The sequence below is a fragment of the Streptomyces sp. NPDC048483 genome (assembly GCF_040651455.1).
In the GTDB taxonomy this organism is placed as follows: Bacteria; Actinomycetota; Actinomycetes; order Streptomycetales; family Streptomycetaceae; genus Streptomyces.
Genome location: NZ_JBEZJZ010000129.1, coordinates 1 through 22404 on the forward strand (window position 1 = coordinate 1; position 22404 = coordinate 22404).

Here is a 22404-nt window from a genome sequence, read left to right on the forward strand (position 1 = left end):
ATGATGAACAGCGTCTCGGCCGGGTCCAGGTCCCGTACCGCCTCGTGCAGATCGGACTGACGGAGTCCCGCAAGCGGGACTCCTGGGCTGGCTACGGGCTGGACGGGGTGTCGTGTTTTTTGACGGGCCGCTGTTTCCTTGGCTCAAGACTTTTGGTGAATCCGAATCTCGTGCGCGTGCCTCTCCAGCGATCTCCGGAGGTCGGCGGCATGACTCTTTTCGGGTATCGGTGCCTGCTGGTGCCGCCGGCGATGTCGATCCCTCAGCGCGGGGTGGCTGGATGGCATCCGCTTCAGGGGCTTCTGTAGGTAGTCCCTGAAGCGGCACCCAGGGCGAGGTAGAGCGTGGAGGCCGGGCTGTGTGCGGGAGCAGGTGTGGCGGTGAATTCGCGCTGTTCGAGACGGTGATCAGGTGGGGTCATGGGGTGAGGAGAGGTAGGTGTTCTGGTCATCCGTCATGGGCCTCCTTGGTGGCTGACTTGGCGGTGTGTCGGTTCGGTTCTCGGCGGATCGCGTGCTGCACTTCATCGATCGCGTCTGTTCCGTAGGCGGTGCGGATGCCGGAGACCGTCATGCCGCTGGCTTGGGCCAGGGATTCCAGGCGGTACGGGCGGGTGCCGAGGAACTCCCGGCCGTAAGCGAGGAGTCGGCGGATCTCGGCATCCGCTGCGGCCTTACGGGCCCGGGCGTCTTCAAGGGCCAGGAGCAGCGGGTCGGCGTCAAGGCCTTCGCTCGCGGCCTCCAGTCGCTCCGCCTCCTCCGTGCGTAGGTGTTCGGTCTGCTGGCAGGCGTCGAAGTACAGGTCTGCCGGGGTTACCGAGCCCGGCATAGGCAGCGGGAAACGGACAGCTGTAATGTCACTGATCAGATTCATATTGCGATGGTCGCAAAAAAATACACTAATCGCATAGCAGCAGCGCAGAGTTCAGGGGGACTTCGCAGGCGTCGGACGAAGCCATCGGTGCCGTTTCTGCGCCGCCCAGCTCCCCGTCGTCACGCGGCTGGCGGCTGGCGGCTGGCGGCTGGCGGCTGGCGGCTGGCGGCTGGCGGCTGGCGGCTCCTCGACACATGGTGCCGTGTACAGCGGCACGCCCGGCTGTACGGTCGGCATACAGGCCCGCTTGTGACAGGACGGCGCGGCCGGCGGTCCCGCACTCCCTCGCACGTTGCGCGGGACCGCCACGCCAACTCCGAGCCCCCTTGCGGGCACCGGCGGTGGGGGTGTGGGCCTCACCAGGTCTGCGTCAAGCCAAGGTGGCGGGAGCGGCGGTCTCGTCGGTCCAGTCATTGTCGAACAGGGCGGCGACCAGGCGGACGTGCTCGTCGGGGAGTTGGTCGGCACGGTGCTTGGTGCGGGCCTTGGCGAGCCAGGCACCGATCTTGACCGTCTCGCCGTCGACGCGGATCGCCTCGCGGGCAGCGGGGGCGCGGCCTTCACGGTGGAGGAACAGCTCCAGGAGCTGGACGGTCTGCTCGAAGCTCCGGCGGGTGTGGCGGGTGGGGGCGAGCGGGTTCGTCTCGGGGGTCAGTCCGAGGTGGGTGAGCAAGTGCTGCTGGCCGGGGTGGAGGGTGCGCCAGGTGGTGAGCTGTCGGTGCAGCCAGGAGCCGATCTTCACCGTGCCGAGCAGGGTGTCGTGGGTGAGGGTGGCCGGGTTGTGGCCGGCGGCGAGGTGGCTGTGGAGCAGGTGGTATTTGCGGTGCCAGTCTGCGCCGTGCGGCAGGCGCCAGTGAGGGTCGAGTGCGGTCAGGTCGGCGGCACGTGCCGGGTCGAGCTCGTCCTTGGCGACGAGATGACGCTGTTCGGCGAGCCAGGCGCCGACTTTGGTGGTGACGGGTGTGGCCAGGTGGCCGTGGGCGTCGTAGTAGTCGGCGGCCGCGGTGAGACGGGCGCGCCAGGCGGCGTCGTGCTTGTCCCAGATCATGTTGAGGGCGTCGAGCTCGGCGATCCAGTCCGCCTCCAGACGCCCGGCGGTGCGGGCATCGCGCATGGTGGTGATGAAGGTGCCCAGTGCGTAGCCGGTGGGGTCGGTGTGGTCGGCGGGGACATCGAGGTGGCCGTAGGTGTCGTGGAACGCCTGGGCTGCGGCGAGGCCGAGACGTCGGGAGCGGGAGACGGCCTGGTCGCGTGGATCGAAGGAGGCCAGGTCCATGGCGCGGGCGATGCGCTCGGGGTGGACGGTGAAGTCGAAGTGCCAGCGGCGTTCGATGACATCGCTGGTCTCGCGTGGGAGGCGGTTGGCCTTGTCGGGCAGGCGTTCCAGGATGCGGTGGTCGTGGCTGGCCAGTGCGCAGGTGATCGCCCAGACCGGCTCGTAGGCGGTGCCGAGGATGTCCTCGGGGTCGGCGCCGGGCGGAACGTAGACCGGGACGATCAGGCTGGCTGTTTTGCCTGAGACGTCCAGGCGCAGGGCGCGGCCGAGGGCCTGGACGCAGCGGATCACGCTGCGGGTGGGGTCGGCAAAGACGACCGCATCCACGCTGGGGATGTCGACGCCTTCGGAGATCAGCCTCGAGTTGGCCAGGATCGCGCAGGAAGCCGCGGCGAAGTCGTCGAAGATTTCCTGGCGTTCGGCAGGAGTGTGCTCGCCGTGGACGAAGAACATCCGCGGATCGACGTCCGGGCACAGCTCGGGCGCGGTGTGGCGGAGCAGGCGGAGAGTGTGGGGCAGTTCGCGGGCGAAACGGCGGGCGTCGGAGACGAGGGTGAAGTACACCAGCACCCGGCGCAGCCCGTGCTCGGTCATGGCTTTGAGGACGGCGAGGTGCAGTGCGGTCGTGCGCAGCGCCCCATGGGCCTCGCCTTGGTTTTCGCCGTCGTCGGTGGTGCCGGGGGCCGGCATATTCAGACGCGCGCGCAGGTCGGCGTCGGTGAGGGTGGGCACCACGATGCGGTAGTCCGCTGCCCGGCCATCGGCCACCGCGGTCGCGAGCGGATATTCGAAAACCTTCTTGCCATAGACGGCCTCGTTGTCCATGGAGTTGGCGGAGGTGTCGAGGTCCGGCTCAGGGCGGGTGCGGCGTCGGCGGCGCGGGCGGGTGACGTCGGCGGACTCCGCCAGTTCCGGCGAGCCGAAGATCCGCGGGGTTGCGGTCATGTAGAGGCGGCGGTCGGCCAGGATCCGCTGCGCGTCGTTGACGACGGCCCACTTCTTGTCCGCCCGGCCGGCGATCCGGTGCGCCTCATCCATGATGGCGAGGTCGAACGGCTGCACCACGTACTTCGTGTTCTGCGTCTGTTCGATCTTGTCGAGGGAGTCGTAGGTGCAGATCACCGTCAGCGCGGGAACCTGGCCGGTCCCCTCCCCCACCACGGACAGCAGCGCCGCGAGCGCGTGGGCGTTGCTGGTCGAGCCAACCCGCGCCGTGGCCAGATCCTCCCGGCCGGCGGCGTCCATCGAGGAGACGATCACCATATGCTCCAGGTGACCGTCCCTGCGCCACGCCAAAGCCGTCTGCGCCGCCAGATCCAGCGTCGGCACCACGAACAGCACCAGTCGCGCGCCGAGTTCGTCCGCCACCCGGATGGACACCAGCGTCTTGCCCGTCCCCGTCGCCGACACGAACAGTCCCCGTGCCCCGGCGCGTCGCAGAGGCCGTACCAGCCGCTTGACGGCCTCGGCCTGGTCCGGAAACAACGGCCGCTTGTCCTGGCCATTGGGTCGGGGAACTTCGACCGCAGTCATGCAGGGCTACCTCAGCAGAGGGGATGTACCAGCGGGCTTTGTTGTTTGAGCCACCCGGGGCATCCTCCCAGACTGGCACCACACTCGGGGCCCTAGAGGCTCCCCCTCGCAGTTCATGCCTTCGCGGCTTATGGCTTCATCCATGCGCCGAACGTTTCGACGAGATCGGTACTGCTTTCATCGACTGCCAGGCCTCAAGTGATCAGACAAGGCTTGGAGTGCACCAGGAGCACCGGTGCGACAGCGGCCAGGATGTGACGCGCTGGGCAGGCATCGTGCCAGGTAATTGGCACCTCCGTTGTGCTCGCTCCCCCACTCTGGGTGCGTGTCAGGGAAGGTTTTTGAGGTGGGAGGAATCCGTGTCTAGGGCGTGCGGTGACTCAGGCAGAGTGAGGTTCGTCTTGGCGGAGGAGAAGCTCAAAGCCAGGTGCACGGAGATGTTCGTGGAGGTGCAACGGGCAGACGGGAAGGCTACGGCCCTGTGTGGGGTAGCCGGAGGTCTGCTGGCTGTCGCAGGGGCCGCCCTGGCGGCTCTGCCCGACGGTGCACGACTTCCGGCAGCCGCCTTGGCGTGTGCTTGCCTCCTTCTCGGTTTAGCTCTGAGCGCGGCCGTGTCGGCCATCCGTCCCGTGCTACCAGGGGACCGTGCGTTCACGGGATTGGAAGGGATCTGTCGTGGGTCCACAGCCGAGGATGTCGTGGCGGCATTTCAGGCCATGGGGCGACTTGATCAACTGCGCATGGAGGCAGACCGGTTGGCCGTGTTGGCCAGCCTTGCCCGCAGGAAGTTCAGGGCAATCAAAGTGGCCGTAGACCTGATTGTCACCGCAATCCTGGTGGCCGGAATGGGACTGTTGATCACCTATATCTCTGCTTGAGAGCATCCGCATGTGATGGCCGCCACATGCCAGGGGGGATATGTACCAGCCACATGCCAGTGTCATCGGCGATCGCCTGTGGTCGCAGCTGCGCGATCTGGCGCCTGAGCGGATACGTCCGGCCAGAAGCCTGCTGTTGCGACAAGGCGACCCGGGGACCCAGGTGATCCTGTTGGTTGCCGGGTCTACTCTCATCACCCTGGCGGGGGCGAACGGGCAACGTACGCTTCTTGCCGTACGCGGTGCCGGCGAGTTACTGGGGGACCTTGCCGTCTTGGACGCCCAGCCACGCACAGCTTCTGTCATAGCCGCCGAGCCATGCCGCGTGCACATCATTCCGGCTGCCGACTTCCTCGCCTTCGTCCAGAAGCACGATCTACTGGCTTCGCTGCTGCGCCATGCCATTGCCCGCGTCCGCGAAGCAGAGACAGTCCGACTCGAGCTTGCGACCGCTGCTGTCCCTGTGCGGTTGGCCGCCGCGCTGGGCCGGTTGGTGGATGCCGCGTCCGCCACCGGCTCCCCATATGTGGTGCGCCTGACCCAGGCAGAGCTGTCCCAGCTCATCGGCGCCTCCCGCAATGCTGTGGGATCTGCCATCAAGCCATGGCGGGAGCAGGGCTGGCTCGACACCGAGGCAGGGGGCGGCCTGCTCATCCGCGATATGGCTTCCATCCGGGCGCACGCCGAAGACCAGGGGTGACGCAGCACACCGTGGTGGTGCCCAATTCTGGGCACCACCACGGTGACGGCCCGGCCAGCATGTGGGACCAACCGCAACTCCCTTAGGCCGAAAGGCTGGTGGCTTCATGGCAGTAACCGATGGGTCCGAGGAGTTCGACGTACCGCCGGAGCACGCCCTCCTGGTCGTCGACATGAAGGGCTACAGCCAGGTCCCCGAAGCGAAGATGGCCGTCGTGCGTTCGGATCTGGACGACATCCTGGCCACCGTGTTCGCCCAGAGCGGCCTGCCCGACCCGCACTCGCTGGGCGACGCGTACAAGGACACCGGCGACGGCGCCATCGTCGTCCTGCCCTCCCGGCACACGGCACGACTCGTCGCCCCTCTGCTCGGCCATCTGCACGATGCCTTGGCTCGCTACGACAAGACTCGCCTGGCCAGCGCACCACCCATCTGGCTTCGGGCGAGCGTGCACGTCGGTCCGCTGACGCCACCCGACCACCGCGGCGACGCCATCAACGAGGCATGCCGGCTGGTCGACAGTGAAGGGGCCCGCGAGGCCATGGCCGCCGCCGTAGACAACGGATCCTTCCTTGCAGCCGCGGTCTCGGAGGCTGCGTTTCGCCGCACCGTACGCGCCGGACGCACACCCGACGTCAGCGAGCGCCAGTTCCTCAGGGCCACCGCCCGCGTCAACGGCAAGCCCGGCTTCGAAGAAGCATGTTGGCTCCTTGTCCCTGGGGTGGCTCCTGCGGTGATCAGCCCGTACCTCGCCAACAGGAGTAATGAGCCCGCCCAACAGCCTCAGCCCCCCGGCGCTCAGGGAGACGGGAAAAGGCAGGCTACGGAACGTGAAGCCAGCGTGAGGCAGAAGGGCAAGGCCAGCGGCAAAGCGCGGATCGTGCAGGTCGGCGGCAACTACACCACCGGCCCGGAGCAGTCATGACGGAGTTGGAAGACGACGTGACGGGCACGGTGCAGAATGCGGATGCCACCGGCAACGCCCGGGTGACCCAGGTCGGCCACAACTACGAGGAACACCACCACCGGTACGTGCGTGGCTGGGAGTATCTGCGCGGGGTCGGCGTGGACAACCACGAGATGGACCTCGTGGAAAACGCATTTGTCGACACCCCCGGCGCCCACGGGGCCGGCCAGGTGGCACACGCCGTCAGCATGATGAAGCGCGTTGACGGTCGAAGCCATGCACTGGTGCTCCTTGGTGAGCCAGGCGTAGGGCGGCGCGCGGCCGCTCTGCGGGTGCTGCGCGACGCGGGGGTTCCCCGGGAGCGGATCCGCTGGCTGGTACTGGACTGGGACCGGCCGCGCACCGAGCAGATTCCTCACACCAAAGGGCACGGCTTCGTGCTGGACCTGACGGGCTACCGGTCGCTTCCCGAGGACTTCTACACCGGCCTCGCCGACTACCAGAAGGAAGCTGAAGCGGCTGAAGCCTTTCTGATCATTCTGGCGACTCCGGGCACTTGGGCTCCTGGAGCATTCGCCACCATGCCCAGCGTGCGCTTGGTCCATCCGCCGGCAAAAGAAATCGCCGAGGCCCATCTGCGGCACCTGGCGGCCGGCCGTCTGGACTGGCTCACGGGTGTTCCCCTCGACGCACTTCTTGCGGAGGCGACCCAGGCATCCGACGCGGCTCGCCTGGCTTGGCTCGTCGCCCAAGCCACTGAGGACGACAGGGACTCGGTCAAGCAGGAATACACGGACTGGAAGCAGCACCTGCATGACTGGTTCGAACGGTACTCGGCACCAGAAGACTTGCGTGAGCGGGCACTCCTGGTAGCTGCAGCGCTGCTAGAAGGAGTCCCGGCCGGCGTCGTGCTCGAAGCGGCTGACCAGCTCTTCGTGGAGGTCGGGGGTGTCCTGCCGCCGGGCGGAGCGTTGGCCGGCCGGGACCTGGACTTGCGGCTGGGCGCTATCGAGGCCTCGTCAGTAGGCGGCGGCGAGAGCATCTCGCTGGACGCCGAGCACCATGGTCTGGCCGGAGCCGTTCTGCAGTATGTATGGCAACAGCGGCCGCAATTGCGACGGGGGTTGCTGGAGTGGGCCTCGCGCATCAGCGCACCGAACGGGATCGCCGTGCGGCATTTGCGCCGCGTCGCCACCTCTTTAGCTCAGTTGTCCCTGCTGCCCGGGGGCGCGACAGTGCTGTCCGTGGCCAGCACCTGGATCGACACTGGCCGGTCCGCGCACAGGGAGCTGGCCGTTGAGGTCCTGGAGACCATGGCGCTCCATCCGCTCACCGGCGCCGGGGTCCGTAAGCAACTGTATGACTGGGCCCACCAGAAGAACACCAGCGAAGCCCTGGCCCAGGCAGTAGCGGAGATCTGCTCCGGCAGGCTGGGCCAGACGTACCCGCGTATCGCCCTGACACGGTTGCGCTTGTTGGCCTCACGGGAAGACGGCCGGGCCCACGAAGCGGTGGCCAAGGCAGTGCGCACTCTGGCAAGTACTCCCGAGCAACGCACGCTGGTGCTGTCGGAGATCGTCGACTGGTCCGAGTCCGCCAACGAAGCAGTCCGCAGGGCCGGTGCCAGCACTTTCCTGGCACTGGCTGATGGGACAGGAGACAACCTTCTGCCGCTGCCCATAGCGCAGGAGCCAGCTGACGACTCCATCGATGCGCTGGCCGGACAGCTCTTCACCAGCGGCTGGCGCGCGGCGCTGATCGAGCCTGATACAGCCGAGCGGGCCTATGCCCAACTCGCGGCCTGGCTGGACTCCCCCGTGCTATCCGACGACCAAGTATTGCCGCTGACAGCGGAAATACTTCGCGGAAGCATCGGCCGGGAGGGACCCGCCGCGCTGCTGGTGAGCCACGGCACCGATTTGGGGCGCACCCGGCGCAGAACGCTGCTGGACCAGCTGCTTTCTGAACAGTCGGCGTCCCTCACCGTCGTCGCCCCGGTCACCGAGCCAGGCAGCGATGGCCTCCCGACGACAGCGTGAGCATCCTGCCCTGGCGCCGCAGAGCCTCGCCAGGACCTCCCTGGGCAGGCGGCGAGGAGGTGCATCCGCTCGTCATGAGCGAGCGGATGCCCAGCCATATCGCCAGCGTGTTCTTCACCGTGCATGTCAACGGCGCATGGCGCCCGACACCCGAGCAAGCACATGACCACCACGATCCCTCTGCGCTCGCCGGACACCATCTGCGTCAGTACCTCGCCCCCCTCCTGCGCCGACACTCCGTCCTCGATCCGGTCGCGGCTCGGGACACCGCCAACACTGCCCTGGCGCATTGGCTGCCTGCCCCTGCCGGGCTGGAGGTCACGGGAGCGGTACAGCTCGCTGTCTCGGCCCGGGCCCGCGATCTCGCCGAGGAACACGCGCGCCGACAGCAAGCAGCCGATCTCGCACACGAAGACGAGGTACGCCACCTGACCCACCTGCAGCGCGTGCTGGCCGATCCAGACCTGCGCCAGGTGTGGTGGATCGCTCAATACCCCGACCGCTACCAAGAGCTCACGCCACTGGCGACGGCTCTCAAAGACCTGCCTCTTCCACACGAGACCACCGACGACGACATCCGCGGCGAAATCCGCCGCTTCACCGACCGGCTCCTCACCGCCCTGCACACCCCTGAGCAGCGTGAGGTCTTCCTCCAAGCCCTCACCCAAGCCCTACACACTCTCGGCCACCACGACCTAAAAACCACGGCCACCCACTGGCAGGCCGCCAAAGCCCCCGGGAGCCCATCGGCATGACCCTGCACACCACTCGATGGTTACTGGCACCCCTCCGGCAACTGCGCACCCGCCGGCTCATGGACCAGCACGGACCCACACTGCCTTACGACACCGCATGGGCCCTCATCACGCTTCACACAGCACCCGACGAGACCGACCTCGTGCGAACTTGGGCCCACGAGAACCGCAGCGGACCGCCCGGAGTCCATCACGAGCAGGACCACAACCTGGACGATGCCGAACACGCTCGCCGACACCGATGGCTACGCCGGCACGGCCACTCCCCCATCCAACTCCTCCACCTGGACGCCGATCTCATCAAGAGCACCGGCCTCCACGTCGTCGACTGGGGCCCCTCCGCCAACCGCTGATGGGGCGCTACCGCTCTCAACACGTGCGGACGCCTGGGTCCGGTGCAGACCCAGGCGCACCCACAGCATCCAGGTACGGGCCGGCGGAGGCACTCGCTTGGGCACAATGTGGCGCACTGGGGCCCGGGCATCGGTGAGGGGCCGTGCCCGCTCAGCCTGCCGCCAGCGCCTCCTCGGGTGATGCTGTGGTGGCAGTCGAGGCTCATGAGGAGCGACCTTCAGGTCAGGGGAAGGTAGAGGGTGAAGGTCGAGCCGTGATCGGGCTTGCTCGTGGCGTAGATCGCGCCGTCCAGCAAGCGGGCGATGTCCCGGCTGAGGGGCAGGCCCAGGCCAGTGCCGCCGAACCTGCGGCTGGTCGATCCGTCCGCTTGCTTGAACGCTTCGAAGATGACCGCCATATTGCTCGGCGCGATTCCGATACCGGAGTCGGCCACGGAAAAGGCGATCATGCCTCCTTCCGGTCCAAAACCTAGCTCCCTCAGCAAAGGTCGTACCTCCGACGGGGCAGCTGGCTCGACGGCTAGCTCGACGCCGCCGCTGTGAGTGAACTTCAAGGCGTTGGACAGCAGGTTGCGGAGTACCTGCAGCAGTCTCTTGGAATCGGTGTGCAGTGAGTCCGGCAGCGTTGGGGAGAGCCGTACGGAGAAGAGCAGTCCCTTCTCCTGTGCCAACGGCAGGAATGTTGCCCCGAGGCGGTCGAGGAGCGGGGCCAGCGCTACAGGCGTCGGGTGGATCTCCATCCTGCCGCTCTCCACCTGGGAGAGGTCGACAGTGTCGTTGATCAGTTGCACCAGATCAGAGCCGGCGCCGTGAATCGTCTCCGCAAACTCGATCTGTCGCGGAGTGAGGTTGCGCTCAGTGTTCGCGACCAGCTGTCTGGCCAGAATCATCAAGGAGTTGAGCGGTGTACGCAGCTCATGGGAAAGGTTCGCCACGAACTCCGACTTGTAGCGCGTCGCTGCCGCCAGTTGCTCAGTGCGCTTCTCCAGGACGCTGTGGGCCTCCGCAAGCTCCTGGTTGATCAATTCGATGGTGCGGTTCTGCTCACGCAGTTGCTCGGCTTTCTCCTCAAGCGCAGCATTCGATTCCTCCAGGGCATTATGTCGATCCTCCAGCTCACGAGACCGGTCTCTGAGCCGTTGGGTCAGCACCACAACACGGTGGCTCTCATCAACCAGATCCGCGACGCTGGCGGGGATGTCCTGTGCACGTTCGCTCAACCACACTTGCGCCTCGGCCACCCGCTGCGCCGGGAGCAGATCTCCCTCCGCGGCCCTCTCCTCCATCAGTGCCAGCCACCGTTGGAAGTCCGCATCTGCGTCCACCCAGCCGGACAGCCGGCGCCACTCGCGAATGAGTGCCTCATGGGCAATCTCAGCGGTGCCGGGACCGTGGGATCCCAGCACAACGAGCCGGTTCTGCGGATCGGCCATCCTTTGAGCGACACGCCAGTCGTCCCGCAGATGCCCTCGATGGGCAGGCGCTCGAACTGCATCGGCAGCGCCACTGCGCGCCCGCACCATCGACAGCAGCACCCGGCGGATCCGGCCCTCCTGATACTGCTCTGCCAAAGACGTGAAGACCTGTTCGGCATGCCGGTTGAGAGCTCCGGTCACACCCCCCAGCCGGTGATAGCCGTCGTAGCTGATGTGACGCCGCTGCTGCTGGGGCCACAGTTCGGTCAAAGCGAACTCCAGCAGCGGCAAACCACCAGGCCCCTTGCTGGCATCGGCGGCGATCATCTCGGGAAGCCCCTCGGCGAAGGTGACTCCCGCCAGCAGAGCGGGTTCGACGATCACTCTGGTCATCGCTGACTTGTCGAGGGGCGAGACATTGAGTTGGCGGTCCTGCAACCGCGCTCCGAATTGCGGAAGATCCAGCAGGGCCGGCAGGAAGTCCGACCGCAGGGTGCACACCAGGCGTACATCCGGACTGAGACCTGGGCCGGGCTGCTGAGTGGGCAGGAACTGCTGCAAGAACCGCAACGGTGCCTCTTCCTCGCCGCGCGCAGAGCTCAGGATCTCCTCGAACTGGTCGGCGACGACGAGGAGCCGCTTCCCCGTCGCAAGAGCCACGTTCGCGGCGACAGTCCAAAATCCCTCTCTGCGCAGGCTCTCCGCTCTGTGTTCAAGGGCCTCTACCCGGTGGCCGCTCCCAGCGTCTTCGAATTCCAGCAGGGCACGAGCTAGGGCGTGGAAAGGCGAACTGCCAGGCCGGAAGGTTGAAACCTCCCACCCCTCTGCCTGCAGCATCGGCTTCAGACCAGCTGCAACGAGAGAGGACTTCCCCACCCCGGAAGGGCCCGTCACCACAGCGAGCGGCTGCGTCTTGACCATGTCCCGCAGACGGGCCACCTCGCTCTCCCGGCCGACGAAGAAACCGGCCTGAGCATCCTCTGGCGTGAAGGCGTGCAGACCGCGGTAGGGGCAGGGCGGGAGCATGCTGCGGCCCAGAACGTCCGGCCAGGCTGCGGCAACGTCGTCTGCCGGCACCGCGTAGGCGTCATCAGCGGATTCGACGCGGCTGGCGACGGCGAGCATCGCAACCACGGCATCCCCCCACTGGTCCCGGATCACGACAGGAGCGCCGCTGTATCCGGGCTGGAGACGTAATGCCGACCGGGATTCCCGATCCAGCTGGACCATCCCCCCGCCAACGATCCCTCGGAGCAGACAGCTGCTCCAGGCCCCGGTCGCCGGTCGCGCTGGACTTCCGGGGTAGCCAAAGACGTCGGCGTCGTTGGGATTGGAAGGCATCGCCAAGAGGCGTGCCGCACCCGCACCAGCGGGAAGGGGATCGCCCCCAACGATCACCAGCCCGGCTGTATCGCGCCCATGCTCGCCTTGGCTGGGAGGAGGATCCCAGGCGCCGATGCGGCAGTTCCGCAGGGGTGCTCCCTCGGCGTCGCCCAGGAGTACGAACTCGACCTGGACACGTGCATCACCGCGAGGCCGTTCCCGTGACGCCTTGTCGAGGCCAAGCGCTACGTTCACGACGTGAGCGCACGTCACGATGTGCTTGTCGCCCACGACATAGCCGATGCCGGCTGGTGCCCCACTCGCCGCTCTACGGATCTTGACGATGAAGCCTTCGCGCTGAACTCCCACTGCGTCAGCTGGGGTCCGCAGCCTGCCATTTGAGCCGGATGGCGAAGTTCACTTCCGCAGTGCCCTTCGCGATGATCACTGTCGTGTCGCCACCGATCTTGAGGCCGAACTCGATCTCGGCTTCATCGGGTCCCAGCTCCCGTACCGTCTCGACCACCCGAGCAAGCGTGGGACGGACCTGAGCCATGGCGTCGTCCAAAGACACACGAGCCCTCGCCACGACGCCTGCGCTCCCCGCGGCCAGCTCAAGATCCGAATCCGTCAGCTCGATGTCGGATTCGAAGACTGTTGGCTCCTTGTCGTCCTCGTTCAACGGCACCGCGATAAGCCTCATGACCCCACCCCTGTCGTCGACCAGACACAGCAGGACACACGGGTCTCCTCCCGGTTGCGCCCAGCCTTCTGCTGCCGACCAGCCTAGGGAACACGTGATTGACAGGATGATCCTTTGATCAAACAGCCAGTGCCGACTCAACGGCGGGGTAGCGGAGAGGAGGCTCACGCCCCGTCAGCCGCACTCGGGGATGCCTTGCCCCGCACGACGGTGGCCGCAAGGTGGTCTCACCTGCGCCGCTCCTCATGGCCGGCCGGAACGTCGCCGACCCAGCGGTGTAGACATTCCTGCGGACCGCCGAGGTCGCTGAGGCACCACCGGTCGTGAGGCAACATCGACGGCTATGGACCTTGCAGGATTCGGCGCACTCGCAGCCGCACTGGTCGCGGCGGTAGGAATACCGGCCACTGTCCTTGTGGGCAGATGGCAGATGCGGGCCGCCCTACGCAGTGCGGACGCAACCAGCCAAGCTGGGCTCGCACAGGCCCAGGCGACCTACCAGGCGGCAGTTGACCAGACTTCCGCGCAATCGACCGCAGCACACGCACAATGGCGACGTGGCATCCGGAGGGACGCCTGGTCGGCGTTCCTCCTCACCATTGAAGACGCCGTCAACGCCGGGCACTCCGCGCCCTCAGGGGCCGGCGAGGATTTCGCGGCCGCCCGCCGCGTGGTCAAAACCTCCCTGGTCGTGCTGGAACTGGAAGGCCCACCACCAGTGGTAACGGCGGCCAAGACACTGCGGCGGACATGCAACGACTACCTGGAACTGGTCGAAGGCGACCTGCCCGCTTCCCGCGCATGGAACGCCTTTCACGCGGCAGTCGACGACGAACGTACGAACTTCGCTGATGACACCGCCGCACCCGTACACGATGCGCAGGCCGCGCTGTCCCACCTGGGCAATTTGATGCGCGAGCTTCGTGCCCCCACAGGGCCCAGCCCCTGGGCCTCCTTCGATCCCGCCACTGAGCCCGACATTGCCCACGAACGGATTGAGAGCGCCTATGCCGCAGCAACAGAAGCCCTTGCCGCGTGCCCATCCATAACCAGCGGCCAGGCTCGAACCCTTCTGCACGACGCCGCCCATGGGGGACGGGGCGAGATGTTGCATCAACGAGACGACTGTCTCCGATTCTTTGAAGAGTCACGGGCCGCCTTCCTGAGTGCCGCGCAGCAGCACCCCGACGCAGGGCAGTGACGCACCACTCGATCGGTCTCCCCACACGCACGGGCCCCTCGCGACTTCCCCAGGTTCGCGTCCTGCGGTTTCCACTCCGAGGTCGAGAGGGTCCGGTCCGGCATTCGTGTGGATCGAATTCCAGGCGCGCGTCGGGCGATCACCACGAGGCCGTTCCCGTGACGCCTTGTCGCGGCCAAGCACTACGTTCACGACGTGAGCGCACGTCACGATGTGCTTGGCTGAACACCCTTGTGAAGTCCGTGGCGTCACAGTGGCGCACGAGAGGGGCAAAGTACCTCGCCGCCTTCTTCGGCCTTCCGCACGAGTACGTCAGGGGCTTTTTGCGGCGGCGGCATCACTGGCTGTGACGTTGTTCAGCGGCCCCGGCAAGACGCCTTCCAGCGGCCCCGGTTGGTGGGGACTTCGAGGCTTGCGGACGTCCTGAAGTGGCCCCGGGGAATGGCTTGCGTTGGGACCACCTGAGGCATCTTGTCACCGTGGCGGCCAACGGAATCCCTCGGCGTCTGTGATCTCGTAGTGGCAGGATCGGTTGATGGCTGTTGATCCGTTGCTGAAGCAGGCCCAGGGCGTATGGGAAACGCTGGCCCACCGCAGCAGATGAAGTCGCATAGCCACAGAGTTCCCGCGACTCATACAGCAGGCGGAACTTTTTCCGCATCCCCGAGATGCCCCTCGTTGAAGTGAATAATTCTCGCCATCTGAACTGCCGTGATGATGCGAAACACGAGTCTGTTGTTTCTAGTTTTACTCAAGGGATTTTGATCAGCCGGCACGGTACCCACGTATCTCAGCCACCACTGCCCATCGGCGGTGGGCTGGCAGACATGTGATGGTCTTGGTGTGGGTGCTGTGGTGACGGCGGTGGAGCCGGGCTGTTCTCGGGCTGAGCGAGCGGCAGTTCCGCAAGCTGGTAGGGCTTGTACGGCGTCGTCGGGGCGGTGGTGCCCCAACTGGTGGCCGGGATAGTGCTGGGCTTCGTTGAGCCACACCACCGTGCGCGGTCCCACCCGACGGAGATCGGCGAGAGCTGCCTCGGCCCGGGTGGGATCGAAAAGATGCCGCAACCGCCACCCGTGCTCGGCGAGCGGCTGGACGGCCTCCCAACATGCCTTGGTCTTGCCAGTGGAGAACGATCCGATCAGCACCGCCATGCCCGCCGCGTCCCTCGACCGCAGCCCTCACCGTCCGGGCGAGCAACACGTCGTGGCTGCGCCGCACGTACCCGGGCAGTCGAGGAACATGCCGTTCACCGGCCAGTGAGCCCGCCAGCTCGCCCGTACCCGGCACGCATCTGGCGACATCGAAGCAACCGAGCGGCCCAGCGTCTGTGATGCGAAGGCGGCCGGGGCAGTGCCCTTCGGTTGCCCATGTGGTGCGCCGGCCAGCACGCGACGGTCGGGAGTGCGGTGTTCGGCAACGCACGAGGCGCGCGGGCCCTGGCCACCGCGGCCCGGCCCCGGCCGCGGTGGCCGGCGGAAACATGGCGGGCGGGTGCGGGCGGCTCTCAGACCCGGGCAGCGTCCACCTGCCCGGCGTTGACCAATGCCTGGCGCAACTCCCCCACGGGGCCCGGGCCGCAGGCGGGCTGGAGCGGCCGGAGGACCAGACCGTCGGGCCGGCCGGTGACCCCAGGCAGGGCGCGGCGCCGTTCGAGGCGCAGGCGGCGGCCGGGACCGGTCCGCCGGGGAAGGCGCCACCGCGGCGGTGGGTGCGCGGGGCGCGGTGCAGCGCGGGACGCCGGCGACGGGGTCGTGCAAGAGGACGCGCACGGCCTGCTTCGGGGACATCCGGGCGGCACGCCGAGCCGGCATCGAGGGCGGCGCCGGCTTGGCGTGTCGGCGGGCAGTGACTTGAGCCCGTCGCAGACGAGCATGAGGACGTCGTGCACACCGCGGTTCTTGATCTCGGTGAGGATGTGCATCCAGTGTTTGGCGCCCTCGCCGCCGTCGCCGGCCCACAGGCCGAGGATCTCCCGCCGGCCTTCGGCTGTTACCGCCAGGGCCACGTAGACGGGCCGTTGGCGACCGCGCCGTCGCGGATCTTCACGTGGATCGCGTCGATGAAGATCACCGGATAGGCAGCGCCCAAGGGCCGGCTCTGCCACTCGGCCATGCCGTCGAGGACCTTGTCGGTGATCGTGGAGATGCTCTGGCGCGACACCTCTGCGCCACAGACCTCGGCCAGGTGGGCCTGGACCTCGCCGGTCGTCAGCCCCTTCGCGGCAAGGGAGATGACCATCTCGTCGACGCCGGACAGTCGCTTCTGCCGCTTCCTGACGATCTTCGGCTCGAAGCTGCCCGCACGGTCGCGGGGCACAGCTATCTCCACCGGGCCGACATCGGTGAGCACGGTCTTGGCGCGGGTGCCGTTGCGACTGTCGCCGCCGTTCTTCCCGGCCGGATCGTGCTTGTCATAGCCAAGATGATCGGTGATCTCGCCCTCCAGGGCGGACTCCAACAGCCGCTTGGTGAGCTGCTGGAGCAGACCGCCTTCACCGGTCAGCTGGAGACCTTCCGCTTGGGCCCGACCCACCAGCTCGTCAATCAGCTGGTCGTCCACGGACTTCGACGGCTTCGGCTCAGCCGACTCGGCCATCTCGGGCTCGGTCACGTTCTCGCTGGTCATCGGTGCATCTTCCTTGATCGGGAGTTACACCGAACGTCTTACAGTCCCCGGGCTAGCGCGGAAATCACTCCTCTCGTCGAGTTGGCTGGCCAGGTTCTTATTAGGGTGGCGGTGATCCACAACGGGGAGGACTCATGGGACGTCCGCAGAATCCGGTCGACCCGCAGGCAGGGCCGGTACAGCGTTTCGCCTACGAATTACGCAAACTCCGTGACGAGGCCGGTGCGCCCGCGTACCGGGACATGGCACGCCGCGCGGGATATTCGGCGGCGACGCTGTCGCAGGCTGCGGCGGGTGCGCGTCTGCCGACGCTGCCGGTGCTGCTGGCCTATGTGGAGGTGTGCAGCGGGGATACGGGGTACTGGCAGCAGCTGTGGGAGGAGGCAGAGGGGGAACTGGCGCAGCTGCCTCTCCATGAGGACGAGGATGCTGATCCGCCTTACCGCGGGCTGGCACGGTTCGAGCCAAATGACGCGGAGCTGTTCTTCGGTCGCGGGGAGTTGGCCGGCCAGGTGGAGGAGACGGCCCGTCGCCATCGCGTCAGTGCTCTGGTGGGGGCCTCGGGCAGCGGCAAGTCCTCGCTGCTACGGGCTGGGCTCGTCCCCCGCCTCCGACGGATCAACGACGCGGCGGGCGAGCCGCCGGCCGCCGTGCGCATCCTCACTCCCGGCGCCCACCCGCTGGCAAACGGCCAGCGCCTGGTGCCGGGCCCGGGGCCAGGTGACACCTGGGTTCTGGTGGACCAGTTCGAGGAACTCTTCACCCTGTGCGCGGACGCGAAGGAACGGGACGAGTTCCTCCGGCTGCTGCTCGCCGCGCGCGACGACGGCTCCCGGCTGCGGGTGGTCCTGGCTGTACGCGCCGACTTCTTCGGCCGCTGCGCCGACCACAGTGCTCTGGCCGCAGCGCTGAAGGACGCTACGTTGCTGGTGGGGCCGATGGACCGGGAGCAGTACCGGGAAGCCGTCGTCGGGCCCGCCGCGGCTCACGGGCTGATCGTGGAAAAGGACCTCACGGCCCGCGTCGTCGAGGAGGTCGTGGACAATCCGGGGGCTCTTCCGCTGATGTCCCACGCCCTGATGGAAACCTGGCGTCGACGTCGGGGTCGGATGCTCACAGTTCAGGCTTACGAATCAGCCGGCGGCCTACACGGCTCCATCACCCGTACCGCCGAGGACACCTACGGCCGCCTCACCCCCGCACAAGCCTCCCTCGCCCGCCGCATCCTGCTTCGCCTCATCGCGCCGGGAAACGGCACCGAGGACACACACCGCCCCGCCCCGCGCACCGAGTTCGAATCCATCCCCGGCAGCGCCGACACCGCTGCTGTTGTCGACCACCTGGCCCGTGCCCGGCTGCTCACTCTCGATGACGGCAATGTCTGCCTCGCTCATGAAGCAGTGATCAACGCCTGGCCCCGACTTCGCCACTGGATCAGCGAAGAACGCGAACACATCAGGTTGCACCGGCAGCTGACCCACGACGCCACGACCTGGCAAGAACTCTCCCGCGACGAGGGATCCCTCTACCGCGGCAGCCGTCTGGACCGAGTGGAAGAGGCCTTCGCCGAGGGCGAGCGCAGCGCACTGAACTCGCTGGAGGCTGCCTTTCTCGACGCAGGCCTGGCAGCCCAAGCGGCGGAGCGCGAGCAGACAGCACGCGTGGCACGCCGCTCCCGACGCGTCCTCGTGGCACTTGCCATGTTGTGTGTACTGCTCCTGTTGGCAGGCACTCTCGCATGGCAGCAAAAACGAAGCACCGATCACCAACAGGCGCAGGCCGAAGCCCGCCGTATCGCCTCCCTCGCCACCGGCCTTCGCACCACCGACCCGGTACGCGCCATGCGCCTGAGCGTCGCCGCCTGGCATCTGGCACAGACGCCCGAGACTCGCGGAGCGATCTTGGGCGCCCTGTCCCGGCGGGAACTCGATGCGCTGTCCCTGCCGGCGGGCGATAACGTGTCGGACCCCTTTCTGACCACGGATGGGCGCACGCTTGTCTACCCCGGCAAGAACCGGATCCGACGCTGGGACGTACGCACACACCGCGAACTCCCACCGCACAAAGCCAGCACGTCGGAGCTCGAACCCCATCTTTTGCTGTCAGCCACGAGAGATGGCGGGACAGCCGTCATGGAGCAGAATGATTATGGGGTGATGGTATACAGGACGGCCGACGGCACAACGAAAAAGTATCTCCCTCACAGCCTAAGCTTCAGCGAGTTGACCGGAGACGGAAATGCCCTGCTGTCTTGGGACACAGATGCCGTCGAACTGTGGGACTGGCAGCACGGTCGCTTGCTGTTTCGACGCACCCTGCCGGACTCCTCCAAAAATACGGAAATGGGCGAAGTAGACGTCGCCGTGAGCCCCGACGGCGGGCACATAGCAGCATGTTCGAATTACTTCCCGTCGATAGTGTGGGACGTAGAGCGAGGTCGCAGGGAGCCTCCGCCCTGGCGGCAGGAGCGGTGCGATGATTCCACGTCACAACAGTTCACCGATGACGGCAAAATTCTGTTGCGCTCAGAGGACGGCAAGGGGGCAGAGGCGAGGGACCTTCGCTCGGGCCGCAAGCTGTGGCAGGTCAAGCATTCCGGACTCACGGAGATCGAGGTGAGCAGCGACGGGAGCCTGCTCGCGGGCCGGGATGACGGCGAGATCCTTGTCTGGCGCACCAGCCATCCCCAATACCCGGCCCTGCGCTACGCCACGTTCAACGAGGAGGTGTCACAGCTCCGGTTGGACACGGCGCAGCGCGTACTGCGGTACGTGGGCGGGGGCGCGGTTCGGACCCTCTCCCTCGAACACCTGACCGCTCGGACGCGGGGTAAGGCGGAGCTCGAAATTGCGCAATTCAGCCCTGATGCGAGCCAGTTGGCCACTTCCCGCATCGAAAAAGAGCGGATTGTATATCAGCTGCGGAACGCTCTGAGCACGAAGAAGATACACATGTCAATGAGCGTACCGTGCGCCCCAATGGAGGAAATCGACCTTGAGAGATGCAACGATAGACCCTATCTCTCCTTCCGGCCGGACGGGCGCCAGTTTGCCTACGGCTCACCCTCCGGGGCCCGAGGGGTGCATCTTCATCTATGGGACTCTTCCACCAGAAGGCACATCAACTTACCGGAAAAATTTCGAGGGTATAAGGGGAACGGTTTTCGAGCGCTCTTCTCACCGCATGGTGATTCTCTTCTGTTCTCGGAAGACGACGGTGGCAGAGACGGCGCCGGAAGCTCCACCCGCCGGCTGTCGTCCGTGGAGAAGATTGGGAGATGGCGTATCGGCAACGGTCCCATCCGCTCCCTTCATGAAGTGGAGGGGGACCTGCTGGCAGCGCATCCCGACGGCAACGTTGTTGCCGTCGGAGGTGAATACGTCGTCGGGCGGCTCGTCGACATCCGCACGGGCCGCGTCGTCCGCAGATCCCTCACCAGCGCGGAGACCGTGGCAGTCGCCTTCAGCCCCGACGGCCGCTTTCTTGCCGCTGGTGACAGCGCGGGCAGAGTCGACCTCTGGGACGGACTGGGCCAACGCCGACTAGGGCAACTACTGCCCGGCACGGAAGGCACGGACGGCCACGAACAAGTCAACGGCCTCGCCTTCTCTCCAGACGGCAGCACCCTGGCCGTAGCCACCGAGAAAGGCATCCTGAGCCTGTGGGACACCAACTCCAACCAACCCCTCGGCAATGCTCTGCCGACGGCCCCGGACGACCCACTCCTCGCGGTGGCCTTCACCCCCGACGGAAACACCCTGCGCACAGTCGGGCAGCACACAACCGTGCAGAGCTACACCACTGCACCAGACCGCGCCGCTCGCACCCTGTGCAAACGCGCCCATGGCGGCCTCACCCGGACCGAATGGCAGTCCTACCTGCCAGCGGTCCCCTACCGCTCCACCTGCTGACCAAGGCAAGCCATCAAGCACCATGGGCGAGCGGCTACTTGCTCTGATGGACGGGGGACGCGACGCCGAAAAGACGCTCCTACCGTTATTGACATCGCGGGAAGCCCAAACCGCTACGGGCCATCTCCAGCAGTTGGCCGTGCACGAGGCAGGCGCGGGCCCACGGGCCGGCACCTGGACGGAAGCCGGCACGCCGTCTGCCGGCTGAGAGCTGAACCTGAATGCCGGTCAGGTCGGTGGCGCATTCAGTGGAGTTGCAGGGGCCGACCGTCTTGGGGGCCGGTACGCCACGGCAGTTCGGTCGTCGGCATGCCGGTGGGCGGTACCGGTGGGGTGAAGCCGGTCTTGGTCAGGACACGGCCGGAGGCCGGATCGTCGGGGTGGTGCTTGGCCTCCAGGCGTCCCAGGCCGAGGGTGGTGGAGGCGAAGGAGACGACGTGCTTGACCGCTTCGGTGGTGTAGCCGTTGCCCTCGGGTGTCCTGGAGGATGTAGCTGAGGGTGCCCATGGACAGGGTTTGTCGCCGCAGGGCGATCAGGCCGATCATCTCGTCGGTGGTGACGATGCCCCAGCTCCACTGTGCGCGCGGTGTCTCGGCGGCTCTGGCGAGGGCCGTGCGGATCTTCTGCTGTGCCTGGGCGAGGGTGAGTTCTGGGCCGGGGTGTGCCGGACGGAGACGCCGCTCTGGATGCGGGTAAGGGCCTGGGCGTCGTCGGTGGCCAGTTCTCGCATGGTCACCACGAGGCAGCACCTCCTTTCCGGTGGGCACGTCCGGCTGTCTCAGGTACCGGCCCTGTGGGCGCGGGCGGTCAGCGCGTCGCGCAGGAATTGCCCGATCCCTATGAGGCTCCGCCGTAGCGTCCCGAACACGGGCCCAAGCCTCGCGTCCGCGCGTGGAAGAAGGCTCCCGCCCTCGAGATGCATGTCGCCGGCCAGTGGCAGAGGTGCCCGTGCTCGGCCGGTACGACTACGAGAACGGCCGTGTCGCCTACAGCGTGTCCGTGCGGCTGGGTGGGACATCAGCGTCGATCCGTCCGCACTGGTGGACCCCCGACCTGATGCGCCGTACAGAGTGACGGGACGCTCAGGGGTGGGGGCAGAGAAAGAGACAGCGACGGAGGCCGCAGAGGCGAGCGCGGTCACCGCTTCCCGGCCGCCGGCGTGTGTTCCAACTGGCCACGCCCACGGAAGTTCCGATACCACCCACAAGGTCGCCCGTATGGCGACGAGTTCTCTCTGACGCGGCCGAGGAGAATTGATTAGTGCAGCTCAGATGGGCTGTCAAACAACTCCGCGGCGGTTGAACTTGATCTCGCCGGGCCTCACTCGCCCCGACTCCGGGGCATGGACGGACCGGCGCATATCACATGACAACTAGTCAAAGGATGCATCATGCGCATACGCAATATCGTGGCTGCAGGCGCCGCCGCAGCTGCCCTCTCACTCGGAGTCGCGCTGCCGGCCTTCGCCGACGGTCACGCCCCTGTCGCCGCCGACCAGGCAGCTGCCGCGAAGCGGAAGGTCGTGGTCTTCCAGGACGCCAAGTACAAGAACAGGAGCACGACCTTCACCAAGAACATCCCGAAGCTGTCGAAGTACGGCTGGAACGACACCATCAGCTCCGCCAAGAACAAGGGCAACCGCACGGTCACGTTCTACCAGCACAAGAACTACGTGGGCGCCAGCTTCCCCCTGGCACCGGGTGAGAAGGAGCCGCACTTCGGCGACCACTCCAACATGAGCGACGCGACGAGCTCCATCAAGTTCAGCTGACAGCGGGCTTTGTCCGTCACTGACTGCTGACGGGTGGGGTGCGGCCGCGCCACTTGCTCGTCGAGGAAGGACAGGCGGGCGGGTGAAGGAGGAATCGCGGTGGCGCCCGGGCGTGCGGCTCAGGCGGCAGGTACGGG

15 protein-coding genes and 4 pseudogenes are annotated in these 22404 nt (G+C 66.8%); 11 read left to right on the forward strand and 8 right to left on the reverse strand.

Going from position 1 to position 22404, the window contains the following annotated elements; translation table 11 throughout:
* On the forward strand, nucleotides 1-308 hold a 308-nt coding region (locus AB0D04_RS37320), incomplete at its 5' end, for a hypothetical protein (protein WP_362711858.1).
* Between the two features lie 139 nt (nucleotides 309-447).
* Here AB0D04_RS37320 and AB0D04_RS37325 read toward each other — a convergent pair.
* Complete coding sequence (locus tag AB0D04_RS37325; RefSeq protein ID WP_362711859.1) at nucleotides 448-828, reverse strand: hypothetical protein; 381 nt, start codon at nucleotides 826-828, stop codon at nucleotides 448-450.
* A 415-nt stretch (nucleotides 829-1243) separates the two neighbouring features.
* Nucleotides 1244-3682 carry a Helicase associated domain protein gene (locus tag AB0D04_RS37330; RefSeq protein ID WP_362711860.1) on the reverse strand — a complete coding sequence of 813 codons (2439 nt, stop codon included), beginning with the start codon at nucleotides 3680-3682 and terminating at the stop codon, nucleotides 1244-1246.
* Between the two features lie 437 nt (nucleotides 3683-4119).
* Between AB0D04_RS37330 and AB0D04_RS37335 the strand changes: the two genes are divergently transcribed.
* The 6 genes from AB0D04_RS37335 to AB0D04_RS37360 all read left to right on the forward strand — a co-directional run bounded on the left by AB0D04_RS37335 (nucleotide 4120) and on the right by AB0D04_RS37360 (nucleotide 9314).
* Nucleotides 4120-4560, forward strand: a complete 441-nt coding sequence (locus tag AB0D04_RS37335) for a Pycsar system effector family protein (protein ID WP_362711861.1) — start codon at nucleotides 4120-4122, stop codon at nucleotides 4558-4560.
* A gap of 40 nt (nucleotides 4561-4600) precedes the next feature.
* Nucleotides 4601-5260 carry a Crp/Fnr family transcriptional regulator gene (locus AB0D04_RS37340; protein ID WP_362711862.1) on the forward strand — a complete coding sequence of 220 codons (660 nt, stop codon included), beginning with the start codon at nucleotides 4601-4603 and terminating at the stop codon, nucleotides 5258-5260.
* 106 nt (nucleotides 5261-5366) lie between these two features.
* Complete coding sequence (locus AB0D04_RS37345) at nucleotides 5367-6185, forward strand: hypothetical protein (protein ID WP_362711863.1); 819 nt, start codon at nucleotides 5367-5369, stop codon at nucleotides 6183-6185.
* Nucleotides 6182-8206 carry a hypothetical protein gene (locus tag AB0D04_RS37350; RefSeq protein WP_362711864.1) on the forward strand — a complete coding sequence of 675 codons (2025 nt, stop codon included), beginning with the start codon at nucleotides 6182-6184 and terminating at the stop codon, nucleotides 8204-8206. The genes AB0D04_RS37345 and AB0D04_RS37350 overlap by 4 nt, the downstream gene beginning before the upstream one ends.
* A gap of 74 nt (nucleotides 8207-8280) precedes the next feature.
* Complete coding sequence (locus AB0D04_RS37355; protein WP_362711865.1) at nucleotides 8281-8961, forward strand: hypothetical protein; 681 nt, start codon at nucleotides 8281-8283, stop codon at nucleotides 8959-8961.
* Complete coding sequence (locus tag AB0D04_RS37360) at nucleotides 8958-9314, forward strand: hypothetical protein (protein WP_362711866.1); 357 nt, start codon at nucleotides 8958-8960, stop codon at nucleotides 9312-9314. Before AB0D04_RS37355 ends, AB0D04_RS37360 begins: the two co-directional genes overlap by 4 nt.
* 224 nt (nucleotides 9315-9538) lie before the next feature.
* On the opposite strand, the pseudogene AB0D04_RS37365 reads toward AB0D04_RS37360, so the two are convergent.
* The 3 genes and pseudogenes from AB0D04_RS37365 to AB0D04_RS37375 all read right to left on the reverse strand — a co-directional run.
* Nucleotides 9539-10462, reverse strand: a pseudogene (locus AB0D04_RS37365) (ATP-binding protein); the annotation flags it as partial.
* Nucleotides 10463-10642: 180 nt separating this feature from the next.
* Nucleotides 10643-12070: pseudogene (locus tag AB0D04_RS37370) on the reverse strand (AAA family ATPase); the annotation flags it as partial.
* 355 nt (nucleotides 12071-12425) lie between these two features.
* The gene (locus AB0D04_RS37375; protein WP_362711867.1) at nucleotides 12426-12755 is read right to left on the reverse strand and encodes a CU044_2847 family protein; all 330 of its coding nucleotides are present in this window, start codon (nucleotides 12753-12755) and stop codon (nucleotides 12426-12428) included.
* A 343-nt stretch (nucleotides 12756-13098) separates the two neighbouring features.
* On the opposite strand from AB0D04_RS37375, the gene AB0D04_RS37380 reads away from it, so the two are divergent.
* Nucleotides 13099-13956 carry a hypothetical protein gene (locus AB0D04_RS37380; protein WP_362711868.1) on the forward strand — a complete coding sequence of 286 codons (858 nt, stop codon included), beginning with the start codon at nucleotides 13099-13101 and terminating at the stop codon, nucleotides 13954-13956.
* A gap of 632 nt (nucleotides 13957-14588) precedes the next feature.
* Here the strand turns inward: AB0D04_RS37380 and AB0D04_RS37385 are convergent.
* Nucleotides 14589-15110 carry a hypothetical protein gene (locus AB0D04_RS37385; RefSeq protein ID WP_362711869.1) on the reverse strand — a complete coding sequence of 174 codons (522 nt, stop codon included), beginning with the start codon at nucleotides 15108-15110 and terminating at the stop codon, nucleotides 14589-14591.
* Nucleotides 15111-15799: 689 nt separating this feature from the next.
* Nucleotides 15800-16554, reverse strand: a pseudogene (locus tag AB0D04_RS37390) (IS256 family transposase); the annotation flags it as partial.
* A gap of 164 nt (nucleotides 16555-16718) precedes the next feature.
* On the opposite strand from AB0D04_RS37390, the gene AB0D04_RS37395 reads away from it, so the two are divergent.
* On the forward strand, nucleotides 16719-20495 hold the full coding sequence (locus AB0D04_RS37395; protein WP_362711870.1) for a hypothetical protein: 3777 nt from the start codon (nucleotides 16719-16721) through the stop codon (nucleotides 20493-20495).
* Between the two features lie 245 nt (nucleotides 20496-20740).
* Here the strand turns inward: AB0D04_RS37395 and AB0D04_RS37400 are convergent.
* Nucleotides 20741-20908 (reverse strand): annotated as a pseudogene (locus tag AB0D04_RS37400) (hypothetical protein); the annotation flags it as partial.
* Nucleotides 20909-21429: 521 nt separating this feature from the next.
* On the opposite strand from AB0D04_RS37400, the gene AB0D04_RS37405 reads away from it, so the two are divergent.
* Both AB0D04_RS37405 and AB0D04_RS37410 read left to right on the forward strand, forming a co-directional pair.
* The gene (locus AB0D04_RS37405) at nucleotides 21430-21570 is read left to right on the forward strand and encodes a hypothetical protein (RefSeq protein WP_362711871.1); all 141 of its coding nucleotides are present in this window, start codon (nucleotides 21430-21432) and stop codon (nucleotides 21568-21570) included.
* 316 nt (nucleotides 21571-21886) lie between these two features.
* Nucleotides 21887-22267, forward strand: coding sequence for a peptidase inhibitor family I36 protein (locus AB0D04_RS37410; RefSeq protein WP_362711872.1), 381 nt, complete (start codon nucleotides 21887-21889; stop codon nucleotides 22265-22267).
* Nucleotides 22268-22404 lie beyond the last annotated feature (137 nt).

Bases quoted from the DNA above. Each gene is read 5' to 3' on its own strand.
- AB0D04_RS37340 (WP_362711862.1), top strand. From the start codon at position 4,601: ATGTACCAGCCACATGCCAGTGTCATCGGCGATCGCCTGTGGTCGCAG.
- AB0D04_RS37380 (WP_362711868.1), top strand. From the start codon at position 13,099: ATGGACCTTGCAGGATTCGGCGCACTCGCAGCCGCACTGGTCGCGGCG.
- AB0D04_RS37335 (WP_362711861.1), top strand. From the start codon at position 4,120: ATGTTCGTGGAGGTGCAACGGGCAGACGGGAAGGCTACGGCCCTGTGT.
- AB0D04_RS37395 (WP_362711870.1), top strand. From the start codon at position 16,719: ATGGGACGTCCGCAGAATCCGGTCGACCCGCAGGCAGGGCCGGTACAG.
- AB0D04_RS37345 (WP_362711863.1), top strand. From the start codon at position 5,367: ATGGCAGTAACCGATGGGTCCGAGGAGTTCGACGTACCGCCGGAGCAC.
- AB0D04_RS37355 (WP_362711865.1), top strand. From the start codon at position 8,281: ATGAGCGAGCGGATGCCCAGCCATATCGCCAGCGTGTTCTTCACCGTG.
- AB0D04_RS37410 (WP_362711872.1), top strand. From the start codon at position 21,887: ATGCGCATACGCAATATCGTGGCTGCAGGCGCCGCCGCAGCTGCCCTC.
- AB0D04_RS37360 (WP_362711866.1), top strand. From the start codon at position 8,958: ATGACCCTGCACACCACTCGATGGTTACTGGCACCCCTCCGGCAACTG.
- AB0D04_RS37375 (WP_362711867.1), bottom strand. From the start codon at position 12,755: ATGAGGCTTATCGCGGTGCCGTTGAACGAGGACGACAAGGAGCCAACA.
- AB0D04_RS37325 (WP_362711859.1), bottom strand. From the start codon at position 828: ATGCCGGGCTCGGTAACCCCGGCAGACCTGTACTTCGACGCCTGCCAG.
- AB0D04_RS37330 (WP_362711860.1), bottom strand. From the start codon at position 3,682: ATGACTGCGGTCGAAGTTCCCCGACCCAATGGCCAGGACAAGCGGCCG.
- AB0D04_RS37385 (WP_362711869.1), bottom strand. From the start codon at position 15,110: ATGGCGGTGCTGATCGGATCGTTCTCCACTGGCAAGACCAAGGCATGT.
- AB0D04_RS37350 (WP_362711864.1), top strand. From the start codon at position 6,182: ATGACGGAGTTGGAAGACGACGTGACGGGCACGGTGCAGAATGCGGAT.